This window comes from Vibrio sp. J2-4 (genome assembly GCF_021728155.1).
GTDB lineage: Bacteria > Pseudomonadota > Gammaproteobacteria > Enterobacterales > Vibrionaceae > Vibrio > Vibrio diabolicus.
Map to the genome: position 1 here is coordinate 1,001,885 of NZ_JAKKCN010000002.1, position 12,835 is coordinate 1,014,719.

A 12,835-nucleotide genomic window follows, 5' to 3' on the forward strand; every position below is an offset into this window, starting at 1 on the left:
CGGTTGGGGTTATACTTCCCCTGTCTATTTCCTATGCAGAATAAGAGGGGATACCGATGGATTTCAGAGAGGCGATGCGTCTAGTTGAGGAAAGGGAACGCAATCAAAACACATCAACGTTTGGTGACGTTGTTGATATGGCTCAACAAGGCGCTTTGCAAACTTTGGCTGGTGCTGCGAATTTCGTTGGTGCAGAAAAGGCAGCAAGCTCATTAGAGAATTGGGCTAATGAGCAATACGAAACCTTATCGCCTGAAATGCGCGAAGCCATGGCGAAAGATATCATCAATGATGATATGAGCTTTGGCGAAGGTGCTAAAGATTGGCGTACATGGTTAGGCACAGCATCTAATGTGCTTGGTGGTATGGCTGTAACCATGTTGCCAGCAGGTGCAGCAGGTAAAGCAGCGTCAATGGCAGGTCGAAGCGCTGCGGTGTCCCAAGGTGCCAATGTCGGTACTAACGCACTTCTAAACTTGGCGGCTGGTAACGGTGGTCAAGCCTTAAATGTTCAACGAGAAATCGAGAACATTCCTTATCACGAATTAATGGATTCTCCACAGTTCAAGCGTTATGTGGCCGAAGAAGCGGATAAGAATATCTCTGATGAAGAGGCGCTAAACAACGCTCGTACTCGATTGGCCCAAGAGGTTGGAGATTCGATTAAAACCGACCTTACTCTAGGCATGGTCAACCTGATCGGTGAAACGGTAGGTGATCAGGCAATGGTTAAACTGCTAAAAGGTAGTTTAGGCAAAACAATCAAAGGTGCTATTGGTAAAGGTGTACTTGCTGAAGGTGGCACCGAGGCCGTACAAGGTGGCGTTGAACAATACCGCTCTAACGTTCATACCAACGAAAAGATGGACGTTGAAGGCGACAACTCCGAAGGCGTTGGCGCGGCTGCGCTTGAGTCTGGTTTAGTCGGTGGTTTGATCGGTGGTGGTTTTGGTGCGCCTAGTGGTGTGGCTGGTCGTTACCGTCGTCGTAACTTTGAAACCAAGATTGAACAAGCGATCAATCCAGAAGTGATTTCGCAATTGCGCTCGGTTGGTAAAACAGATCAAGAGATTGAGGCTCTTCTAAGACCGAAGATTGAGAACCGCGCTCTTTCTATGGGCTTTGATGCTAACGAATCTACGGCTTTAGCACATCAAGCGTTAGGTGCTGCAATGGGTAAAGTGCCACCAGCAGCAGAGCGTCACGCAACGGAAGATCAAGCGGAAGCACAACAAAGTGTTGAGCCACAACAGCCGGAACCAGTACAGCCACAGCAAGCGCAACCACAACAACCAATTTCTGAAGCTGCAAAACAGCAAGAGCAAGCGCCTGTTAATCTGTTCTCTTCAGACAATCATGCCGATCTAATCCGTGACGGCCAGCAAGCTGTCAGCGCAATCAAAACTTGGGAAAAACAAGACCGAGGCAATGATTACGCGAAGCAATTGCGTCAAGACATGAGCCGTTACTTGGCAACTCTTAATACAGATCTATCCATTGAAGAACGTCAAGCGGCGCAGCGTTCAATGAATTCAATTTACAATGAGTTCTTGAGTGCTATTGGACAGAAACAAAAATCACCAGTTGATAATGAACTTGCTCAAGCAGAAATGTTTGATCCTGAAACTGGCGAAGTAATGGCAGATTCAGAGCTATACCATTCTCAAGATGCTCAACGAGATAAGTTTGAATTGAGCCAATCAATTCAACGTGGTGAGCTTGGTTTTGTCGATGAAATTGCAGCGCAAGACGAAAACTTTAAACAAGGCTTGCAACGCGCCATGGAAATCTCGCCAGCAGCAGTGCTTCAGATTGCAAAAGCGCGTCGTGACGGAAGCATGAGCCAAGAGCAAGCGATCAGCGCTTTGCAGCGTGTCATTAACTCCGAAGAGCTAAAACAAGTCGATCAGTTACGCCCAACTGATGAAGAGAGTTTTCTGCGTGATCAGCAAGCTCAAGAGCGCAATGCTCAACAGCAACTTGAGAATCGCGGCATTCGAACCAATGGCTATCAACCAAACGTTGAGGAAACGCCAGAGTTTCAACGTAATCAGGCGCGTGTTCTTCAAGGTATGAGACAACAAGCTCAAACCAACTCGTTTGCTGGTGGACATCAACCAAACGGTGAGCGTGACGTTACTCCGTTAGCAACGGGTATCGAGAATCAACGAGTTTATGACGCGCCACAAGTTGAGTTTGATCGATGGTCTGACGTTAATCCTAAAGACGTTAATCGTGATGAGCGATTCACCAAGCTAGCGAATGAATATGACCTAAATCCTATAGAAACAGAGCAGGAGCGTTATCGTGCGCCTTATATAGTTGCTCAAGAGCCTATTTCCACATTAATCCAAGAGGTCGAACAGCGCCAACCTAATCGCAATGCTCGTATTCAAAAGAAATTTGATAAGCGCGAGTCTCAAGAGGTTGAGTCATACAGTGAAGAGTTGCCACAGACTGGCGACGAGTATGTTTACCAATCTGGTGAAGCTGCAAAACGTTCAGAGCTTGGCCGTCAACTTGGTAAAGCTCAAGCTGAAATCGCAATCAAAGGCCGTCAGAAAGTTAACCGTGAACAACGCATCAAGAACATCTTGGAAGGCAAGGGTACAAAAGATGATCTGAACTGGTTGAACAAAGAAGTAAACGCTCAAGCTGATAGCAAAAAAGCCAAGAAACCTACCCTTAAAATAGGTCAAGGTATTGATGGAGTGGACGTTAAGCGCAGCGGTAATACCACAACGTTGACGCCTAAAGTCGAAAAGTGGAACGCAACTATTGGCGAGAGATCGGTTTACATCACTCAAGATAAAGAGCTTAAACAGGTACAAATCCGACTAGCGGAACAAGAGGAACCGGTTACTACTTTTGACTATGGCAAAGGTAGCGATATGCGCTTGATGGATGCTATTGGAAAAGCTAATCAAGCAGCGGATAAATATGTAAGCCTTATTGTAAAAAGCAATGAATCTTACCTTCAGAGCGAAGCAGAAAAAGCCCAAAGCAAAGGTGTTGTTGACCAATCACTTTTAGTCGAAGAACGCGAAAAGACAGCGAAAGCCGTTGATATTTGGCCTAGTGTTGAGCAACGCCTTGATCGCGGTCAAATGCCTACGCCTGAACAAATGAATGTTTTGCAAGATGCTGCGGAATATATCAATTCAGCAGGCAAGATTTACTTTACTGGCAAGCTAGGTGATTTGCTCCGCTTTGGTGACGTTCTGAAAACTCGCTTATCAAAATATGACGCACTACTTAGTGATGAAGAGCTGGAAGGTTTGGATCGCGAGATTTCCGACGCTAAGAAGGCATACCAAGCAAGTGACAGTGACCTTTCTCGCCAACGCGCTACCGCTCGTTTAGGTCGTCTAAACAAAATCAAAGACGGCAAAGGCACTACTGAGGATCTTAAATGGTTACGTTCAGAGCTTGAGTCTGAGCGTCGAGGCATTACCACTCCAGAGAAAGCTAAAGACGTAAATCAGACAATTGCAAAAGAACGCTTTGCTAAAGCAAAAACAGGTAAGGCAGATAACCCACGTTATCAAGCGTACTTAGATACTTTGGAAGCGGAAGAGCTTGAAGCTATCAATAGCAATGCTGGCTATATGTCTTGGATCACTCATCGTATTGCGGAGTTCCGAGACGAAAACGGAATTAAAAAGGGTGCCGATCTAACTTCTTCACAGCATAAAGAGTTTGATAAGTATCTGCGTGATTATGCTGATCGCCACTTATCTGAACGAGTGAAGTCAGAGCGCGACTCTACGGCGAAAAAAGCTGAGAACAAACCTACACAATTAAAAGCGATTCCGGCCACAATCAGCCGTAAAGCTAAGGGCAAACTCTCTAAAATCTCGACAGCTCAAAAGAAAGTTGAAGCAGCTCAAGAGAACTTAGATGAAGTTGAAATGCAACATTCTACGGATCGTAGTGGTGTTGATATGGCACATCCACGAGTTAAAGCAGCACAAAGCCGACTAAGAACAGCAGAAAAAGCCGAACAAGATGCTTACAACGAGCTTGGTGAAGTCTGGAAAGAGTACCGAGCGAAAGGCGGTAACGAAGCGGTTTGGGATAAGTTTATCAACGAAAACCAAGGCCACCTAGACGCCAACTCTTGGGAAGATTTGAACCTAGATTTTGGTGAAGATGCGGATTCCGATGTGGAAATTCCAGAGATTCCGGCCAAGGTTCCTCCATTTAAAGATTTGTCTAATCCAACCGTTGAAGAGCTGGATGCGCTAATCAACTACAAACAAGCTGAGATCGCTCACTACAAAGCTCGTATTGCTAATGGTGAGAACGGCGAAGCCATGCGCCTACTAATCAATAGACTAGAAGGTGATATTGCCAAATTAGAAGAGCGCAAAACCAATACAAAAGCAGATAAGCAAGAGCCTTCGCTCATTGATACTCTTCAAGCTGTATCAGATAAGTACGCAGAAAACCCAACTTATCGCGTCAAGAGCTACGAGTTAGAACCAGCTTGGAAAGCAGTATCTAAAGCAATGGAAGAAGCTGGCGCGGATACGCACGACTTGTATTCATTCAGCAATTGGATCACTAGCCAATATCAATCAGATCGCCAAAAAGCAATCGACTTAGCAAAAAGCTATCTGAGTGACGAGAAGCCAGAGCCAACGCCACCAAAAGGAAGCAAACTAAAATCTAGCAAGGCCACCAGCAACGAAACTGATGCGTCTAAAGCTAAAAAAGGCCGTTCTCGCCCAAGTGGAGCGCGTGAATATCTAAAAGCTATCAACGCGCTTCAAAGTGGCGAGTACACCAAGGAAGAGGCAATTGAGCTGATCGATAACTACATTGATGATGTTCCGGCTTTAGAGGAAGAATTTAGCCAATTCACGAAGCCAGCTATCGGCAATTTCTTTGCTCAAATGGGCCAATGGATTGATACAAGCTTGCGTAAAGACGATCTAGTTAAGCGAGCGGTTAAAGATATCGGCAACCAGTTTGCTGCTATTCAGTCTGATGGTGGAATGTTTGTAGTTAAATCACCTTCAGCTATGCGCAACATTCTTTCTGAAATGAGTGATGCTGACTACAACAAGCTTGCTGAGAAACGAAAACAACAAGCAATCGAGCGTGAGCAGGAAGCCGAGCGCAAGAAAAAGGCTCTTGATAATCCTCAAACACTTGATGATTTCCAAGCCTACGCACAAGCTAACGGCGGCACTATTGATGCTTTCAATGACCAGCAGCTAGCCGAGTTTGACCGTCTATACACTGAAAATCAGTTAAGCAAACTAGCAGAGCAAGAAAAGCGCGAACTAGAGCGAAAAGCTGAAGTTAAGGCCGTTGAAACTGACGGGACTATCGAGTTGAGCAAGGTCGATGTTCTCAACGAAGCTAAAGGTGAACAACGCTATGGCGCTGCGTTTAGCGAAGTTGATAGCGATACTTTCAACGATATGAGAGCCAAGGCGAAACAGCTAGGCGGTTGGTACGCACGAGCTTACAAACCTAAAAACTTGCCAGCTCGTTTTGACTTTAAATCTGAACAAGCGCGTGATGATTTCCTATCTGTAATGGGCGGCTTGAACGTTGATCAAAGCGAACGAGTTAAACAACGCGATCAAGAGAAAACGAAGTCGAAAAAAGAGAAGCAAGTTGAAGCTCTACGCGAAAAAGCGGCATCACTACAGGCGAAAGCTGATGAGTCAAACAACGCACAGCGTTTGACTAATACTTCTCGTCGCGCAGCCATGGCAGCAAGCGCAGCGGCACGAGCAGATAAGCAAGAGGCGCAAGCTAATATCTTGCGTAAGATTGCCGATGGCGTTGAATCTGGCGAGTTCCTACTGCTAGGCAACTTGACTGATATCAGCCAGCTTGAAGAACTAACAAGCGTTATGAACCGTGTTAAATGGGATATGCCTGAAGATGTTCGAGAAAAACTAGCGTATCGAGATCAGAAAGGCAACTGGCATTTAAAACCAGAAACTAAGTTTAATCAGGTTGCTCGTTACGTTCGTTTTCCAGCGCCGAAGAGTACGCCAGCGTCACTTGAATACATTGCGCGAGAAATCGAAAACCTAGACGGTTACAAGATGACGGCTAAATCTATTCGAGCAAACATTAAAGGCTTGAAGGAGCACGAGAGCGTTAACTTGAATGGTGCGCGTTGGGATAAAGTTATTCCTAAATTGCGCCAGCTAGCGCGTAGCAAATCAAACACTGTTTACCGTGTCGAGCACATCAACGAGTTATTCAAGTCGCAAGATCGCTTAATTCGCATGGGTATTAAAGGCGATATCACGTTGCGCCAAGCCTTGCGTGAATATGAGCAAGCGAACAACGGAAAAATGTCAACGCAGAAAGAAAAAACACGCTTACAAAAACTCACAGAGAAGATTGAGGAAACTGTACGCGGTAACCGTAATGCGTTTAATGACTTCTTCCCAACTCCTGAAGCAGAAGTGAAAAAGCTCATTGATTTAGCCGATATTAAACCAGGTATGAAAGTGCTAGAGCCAAGTGCTGGTATGGGTCACATTGCCGATCAAATTGCAGCTCTAAATGGCGTAGATCTTGATGTTGGTGAACTTGCTTTCACTTTAAGCGAATTACTTGAAGAGAAGGGGCACAACGTTGTTGCTGGTGATTTCTTGGAATATAACGCTGGTGAAATCTATGACCGCATTGTTATGAATCCTCCATTTAGTAACGATGCAGATATTCACCACATCAACCATGCGCTAACGATGCTAAAAGATGGCGGTAAGTTGGTTGCTATCACTAGCTCAATGGCTGGTAATCGTGGCAACACAACAAATAAAAACTTCCGTCGTTACCTAGATGAAGTTGGTGCAGAAGAGATCAACCTAGACGCTGGCGCATTCAAGAACAGCTTGAACCCTACGAACGTAGCAACAAAGATTATTGTCATTGAAAAACCAGCGAACGATCAGTACGACGATATTCGTTTCAGCAAGGCCAGCGAAGTCAACAAAAAGCCTTCCACCAGCCTATCGCCTGAAAAGGTTACTCAAGCCGCTCAAGATTGGATTAACCAATACGACGGTTTGAAAGGTGCGAATGTAATAGTTGTGCCAACTATGGCCGATCTGCATGAACTGGTTGAAACTGAATCCAATGCGATTGTTAAAGGCGTATGGTTGTCCGGTGATAACCGTGTTGTGCTGGTGGCAGAAAACTTGGAAAACGTTGCTGACGTTCGCCGCACTTTGCGCCATGAGTTTATTGCTCACAATGGCCTATACGCAAACCTAGACGTTGCTCAACAAGCGCAGTTAACCAAGAAGGTCAACAGCCTACGAAACGTTAACTCTTTGAAAGGCATCTTTGCCGAGGTTGATAAATCATATCGAACCGCACCGGAAGACGTAAAAGCGGAAGAGGTGATCGCTAAGATTGCAGAAACAGAGTCTAGCGTTTCTCAACGAATCTTAGACAAAGTGTTGTCTTGGGTGCTTGGTGCATTGCGTCGTTCTGGCATTTTGAGTGCAGAGAAAATCACGCTTTCCGAAGTGCGCAACATGATCAACAACGTGGATAGCGACCTTCGAAAACCTAACGGAATGACCACGCTTTCTAACGTTGTGCGCTTTAGCCAAACAATCTCAAGCATGGATGAGGATTTGGCGCAGCAAGGCGATCCAATTGTGAGCATTGCTGATGCGTTGGCAGCGAAGAATGAGAGTTTCTACAAGCAAATGCTTGGCAAGATCAACGTTCCATTTATTAGCAAGCAGTTTGATGCGCTTAAAAATGGTGGTTGGGCGTTGTTAAACCTACGCCAAATGGCTGAAGTAGGTAGAAAACGAGTAAGCCGTGAGGTTGGCAACATTCTTGAGTCGTATGTAAACAACAAAGATTTGTTTACTACACGCAAAACAGACTTGATTGAGAAAGTTCACAAACAAGCTGATGCCTTGAATAAGTTCCGTAAGGATAAGCCACAAGACGCCGAAGCTACCTTTAGTTTGTTGCACGATGCGACGTTGGCCGATGTTGACCCGTCAAAAGAGTATGTTGACCAAACTGATGAGAAGAAAGCGCTACTCAAAACACTAGCGAAGCTTTACCAAGAGTACGGCGGTTCGCAAACTAAGCGCGGTTCTGAAATTTGGCAAGAACGCCAAGCGCTAGAGCGTGAGATTAAGAACGAGCCGAAACTAAGACTTAAACACAAGGCATTACGCGAGAAGTTCCTACAGCTTTCGCCAGATGCTCAAAAAGTCTTTACCGATGTGCGCGATCACTACATTAGTCAACGCGAGGAAATGGATAAGGCGCTAGAAGAGCGCATTACTGATCTTGCCATGGCTGGTAACAAACGAGCAGGTGAGAACACTTACCATCGTTACATGATGGAAAAATCACGCCTTGGTTTCTATGTTCCGTTGGCGCGTTTTGGTAACTACTGGATCGATGCCGTTGACCCAAGCGGTGAGCGTGTATTCCAAATGTATGAGACTGAAAACGCCATGATGAAAGACGTTAAAAAGCTTCAGGCGGCTGGCTACAAGGTTCAGGATGATAAGAATGCGAACTTAGAAGTTGGACAAGTGCGCTTTGGTCTAAAAATCCAAGAGAGTCGCGGCCTAAATGGTGCTAGCGCGTCATTCGTGAGCGATATTATTAAGGCGATCTCAGGTGCGCAAACTAACGACAAGGTGAAAGATCAGTTAACTGATGAAATCTACCAAATGTATTTGCAAACCATGCCTGATCGTTCAATTCGTAAATCATTCATTCACCGTAAAGGTGTGGCTGGTTATTCAGAAGATGCGGCTCGTGTGCTAGCAGATCAGGGTGTTCGCCAAGCGAACCAACAAGCGCGACTAGAAACAGAGAAGCGCTTTACCGATCTAATGGAAGAATTGAAGATTGCTACGGATAAGAGCAATAACGTTTCGGCGTCACGCTTGTATAACGAAATGGTTAAGCGTCACGAATGGATGATGAACCCACAACGCGCACAATGGGCGCAAGCGCTAACTGGTTTTGGGTTCTTCTGGCAAATCGGTATTTCACCAGCGTCAGCGATGATCAACTTATCCCAAAACTGGCAGATTGCTTTGCCTTACATTGGCTCACGTTTTGGTTTTAAGGAAACAGCGTCGGAAATGGCAAGTCTATCGGGCCTATTTGCTAAGACGTTCGTTGCTAAAAAATCAAAAGCTGGCTTGCGTGGTGATATGGACATGACCAACGGCATTTTGGGAGACGTACTTAACCAAGAAGAGAGAGAGGCGTTACGCCACGCGATCAAAATTGGTGCTATCGACGTAACTCAAATGGCCGACTTAACAGGTATGGCAGAGCAAGAGTCGTCAAACTATACGGGTAAATGGGCGAAAGCACAGCAACTAATCGGTGCGCCTTTCCATTGGGCCGAAGTAATGAACCGTGAGGTTTGTTTTATCACTGCTTACCGTATGGCGAAGAAGAACGGACTAAGCAAACAAGAGTCACTTGATTACGCAACTAAAGCGACTTGGGATAGTCACTTTGACTATTCGAGCCGTAACCGCGCTCGATTCATGCAAGGTGACGTTGCGGCGGTAGCATTGCAGTTCAAGCAGTACAGCCAAAACATGACTTACTACTTGTTTAGCCGTTTCTTTGATTCAATTAAGGGCGAAACGCCAGAGGTGAGAAAGGAAGCGCGTAAGCAGTTGCTTGGCACATTTGCAGTTACGTTTGCCATTGGCGGTCTAAACGCTCTACCAGTCGCTACAATCGCGGCAATTGCTAATATGGCCTATGCAGTGGCAGGTGATGACAATGAGCCTTGGGATGCAGAGACAGAGCTAAAATCGCTACTTGCTAAGACGTTCGGTGAAGATATTGCGAAAGGCTTGTACTACGGTTCAATGCCTAGCGTTTCAAGCCGAATCAACATTGATTTGCTTCGCCTTTGGGTACAAGAATCAGACGCACAAGATAGCGTTGGTGTTGCTGAAAACATTCTTCAACAGGCGGCAGGTGCATCATTTGGTATTGCTGTATCTTGGGCGCGTGGTTTGGACTACATGACAGAAGGCCAGTATTTGCGCGGCGTAGAATACATGACTCCAAAATGGATTAAGGACGTGTTTAGAACTGCGCGATACGCTTCAGAAGGTGGCACTGTCACAAACCGAAATGGTGAAATTATCATTGATGATGTGACATTGTTTGAACATGCTCAACAAGCGCTTGGTTTTACTCCGGCTCGACTTGTTCAGCAGTACGACTCAAACAGCGCATTGAAAGGCTACGAACGTCAAGTTACTCGCCGTCGTCAAAGCTTAATGAATGCTTACTGGCTGGCGGTACGCACTAAGGACAATGATGGACGTAAAAGCGTGCTTAACAATATCCGTGAGTTCAACCGCTCGGAATGGGGCCGACAAAACCCGATCACCAACGAAGTTTTAAGCCGTTCGGTGAAGCAACATTTCAAAATGGCGAGTAAATCACAGAATGGTGCGCACTATAATCAAAAATATATGAAGTTGCTGCAAGAGCAACAGAGTTGGTAGCATTAATGGAGTGCTTAGAAAAGAAGTATGGAGAGATCTAAAATGATCGCTAGTAAAAGCATTTTAACAGCAATGATTTTGGGTTTAGCTGGTGGCGCGTCGTGCGCCACCGCAGCGCAACTACCACGTTGCCCGACGGTAACGGAACAACGAAACCCGTATGATTATCATTATGCACGTTTGATGGAGAGCAAACTGTACTCGCGTGACTTTAAAATCAATGTTGCGCAAGGTGTTGATAATGGTTTGTCGGATGAAGAAGCGCTTGAATATGGCAGAGCCAAAGTTGCTGAAATGCATGGCTTTGGTAAGTCGGAACTTGACTTTAATAGTGCAATGCGTGAGGTGGAGCTAAAAGAGCAAATCGAAAAGTATAAGGTTTGCAAGTTCTATGAGGTTGAGTTGGGTGTTCATGGTGATTTGGTTACTAACCTTGATCGCGACAAAATTGAGCGTCAGATAGAAGAGGCTCAAGCCAAAATTGCAGCCCAAACCGATGACTGTATCTACGAGAAAATTAAGGGTGATTCCACCAGCGCAGCAATAGCCGAAATTCGAAGAATATGCCGTTCCAGAGCGCTAAGAAACATCTAAATGCCATAAAAAGCCGCTAAATTGCGGCTTTTTGCTTTTTATCAAATATGTATAAAAAAATACCTCTAAATAGCTATAAAGAACTGGATATATGAACAGTGGTTTGGTAGCTTATGCGCGTTTCCGATTTGTTATGAAATTCGCGAAATTAGATGCATATTTCGTTAAGTAATTTCACTTATATCGGTAGCCAATCTATTTTTGTTTTTCATTATTTAGAACTTGCTAATTCTTTGGTAAATTATTTGACAGTAAACCACTCGGCTTTTAAGGAGAAAAAAATGAAATATACGTCAAATGACCTTAGAGTGGTCGCTACGCTTATGGAATGTGAAGCTTTGGATGAAGCTGCGAAGGAGTTTATTCAGCGAACAGTAATGAAGGCGGCCAAGCTGCTTGAAGCAGCCAAGTTTATCAACAATAGCAATAAAGAAGAGTCGTAACAGATATGCTTTGTGTGGCAATCCGGCCACTATCTCTGATAGATATGATTCTAATTTATTGATTAAAGGGGAACGCGAAAGTGCTCCCTTTTTTTGTGCTTTTTGGTGTGTATATAGCTGCTGGCCGGATGTTGTGTATATCAGTTTAACTCACTTGCGCATTGCCTCTTAGCCGACGATAATGACCACATTATCGTTTCGTGTTTGCCCGATCCTTTTCTTAAATCACGCCGATTTGTGTGTATATCGGGGAGCACGAAAAAATACAGTGTGTATATAGGCGTGTATATGAGTTCATGTTCGCACTATTTGAATGCTGTAAAAATCTATATAAAACAGAGGTTTATAAAGTTGTCATCCCATTTGTCAGAAATATACAAAGAGTTTATGTTCGAAGCGGCACATCACTTGCCACATGTACCTGAAGGCCATAAGTGTGGTCGTTTGCATGGACACTCTTTCTTAGTTCGTCTTTATGTAGAAGGTGAGGTAGACCCGCATACTGGTTGGGTAGTGGATTTCGCTGAAATCAAAGCGGCATTCAAACCAATTTACAATCGTTTAGACCATTATTACCTGAACGACATTGAAGGTTTGGAGAATCCGACGAGCGAAGTGCTAGCAAAATGGATTTGGCAACAGCTTAAGCCAAGTTTACCGTTGCTAAGTAAAGTTGAAATCAAAGAGACGTGCACAGCCGGTTGTATTTACAAAGGTGAATAAGTCACTTTTTATTGAGCATTGAAGACAAAGGCAAGCCATGAGCTTGCCTTTGTTGTATCTGGATATTCCCTAATTTTTTATACTTTTCTTGCTAGCTCAGTGGATGACGTAAAATCCACTCTTTTTCGTTCTCACCAAACGTTGTTTTCTCTGTATTGATGAATCCACACGCATCAAGAAAACTGATAGCGTATTGCTGACTCTGTGGCACAGTGACGCAAAGAGAGTTGCTTTCAGGGTCAATGGTATACGCGTAAACGAACAGTTTGCGTAACGCTTCACTCCCAACCCCTTGGCGTTGGAAACGTTGATCAACCATCAAGTACTTGAGCCCCAGTTCGTGCCTTTTGGCAAAGGGCGCATGTTGGGAGAAGCCTTTATCGATAACAAGATAGCCAACTAATAGATCGTCAGAATAAATCGTAAAGAACGCTTCAGACTTATTGCGTTTTTGATAAGCCACTTCAAACGGCGTAGAAAATCCTTTCTGCTCTTCCTGCACATCCAATTGCATCAAACTCGAAAAATCTTTCAGTTTGGTGGGTTTAATAGCAATCATCG

The 12,835-nt window shown here is 44.7% G+C and carries 5 protein-coding genes; 4 read left to right on the forward strand and 1 reads right to left on the reverse strand.

The window, feature by feature from the left end; genetic code table 11:
• Positions 1–56: 56 nt before the first annotated feature.
• From L3V32_RS10040 to queD, 4 genes are all read left to right on the forward strand, one after another.
• Entirely contained in the window at positions 57–10,514 is a 10,458-nt protein-coding gene (locus L3V32_RS10040) for a PLxRFG domain-containing protein (RefSeq protein WP_237284208.1), read from the forward strand.
• A gap of 42 nt (positions 10,515–10,556) precedes the next feature.
• On the forward strand, positions 10,557–11,108 hold the full coding sequence (locus L3V32_RS10045) for a hypothetical protein (RefSeq protein ID WP_021453316.1): 552 nt from the start codon (positions 10,557–10,559) through the stop codon (positions 11,106–11,108).
• 281 nt (positions 11,109–11,389) lie between these two features.
• The gene (locus L3V32_RS10050) at positions 11,390–11,551 is read left to right on the forward strand and encodes a hypothetical protein (protein WP_153904392.1); all 162 of its coding nucleotides are present in this window, start codon (positions 11,390–11,392) and stop codon (positions 11,549–11,551) included.
• Between the two features lie 351 nt (positions 11,552–11,902).
• Entirely contained in the window at positions 11,903–12,274 is a 372-nt protein-coding gene (gene queD / locus L3V32_RS10055; protein WP_167394193.1) for a 6-carboxytetrahydropterin synthase QueD, read from the forward strand.
• 91 nt (positions 12,275–12,365) lie between these two features.
• On the opposite strand, the gene L3V32_RS10060 is transcribed toward queD, so the two are convergent.
• The gene (locus tag L3V32_RS10060) at positions 12,366–12,833 is read right to left on the reverse strand and encodes a GNAT family N-acetyltransferase (RefSeq protein ID WP_065646580.1); all 468 of its coding nucleotides are present in this window, start codon (positions 12,831–12,833) and stop codon (positions 12,366–12,368) included.
• Positions 12,834–12,835: the final 2 nt, after the last annotated feature.

What these genes read in the sequence shown, in the direction of transcription:
- L3V32_RS10050 (WP_153904392.1), top strand. Translation starts at nt 11,390, where the DNA reads ATGAAATATACGTCAAATGACCTTAGAGTGGTCGCTACGCTTATGGAA.
- L3V32_RS10040 (WP_237284208.1), top strand. Translation starts at nt 57, where the DNA reads ATGGATTTCAGAGAGGCGATGCGTCTAGTTGAGGAAAGGGAACGCAAT.
- L3V32_RS10045 (WP_021453316.1), top strand. Translation starts at nt 10,557, where the DNA reads ATGATCGCTAGTAAAAGCATTTTAACAGCAATGATTTTGGGTTTAGCT.
- L3V32_RS10060 (WP_065646580.1), bottom strand. Translation starts at nt 12,833, where the DNA reads ATGATTGCTATTAAACCCACCAAACTGAAAGATTTTTCGAGTTTGATG.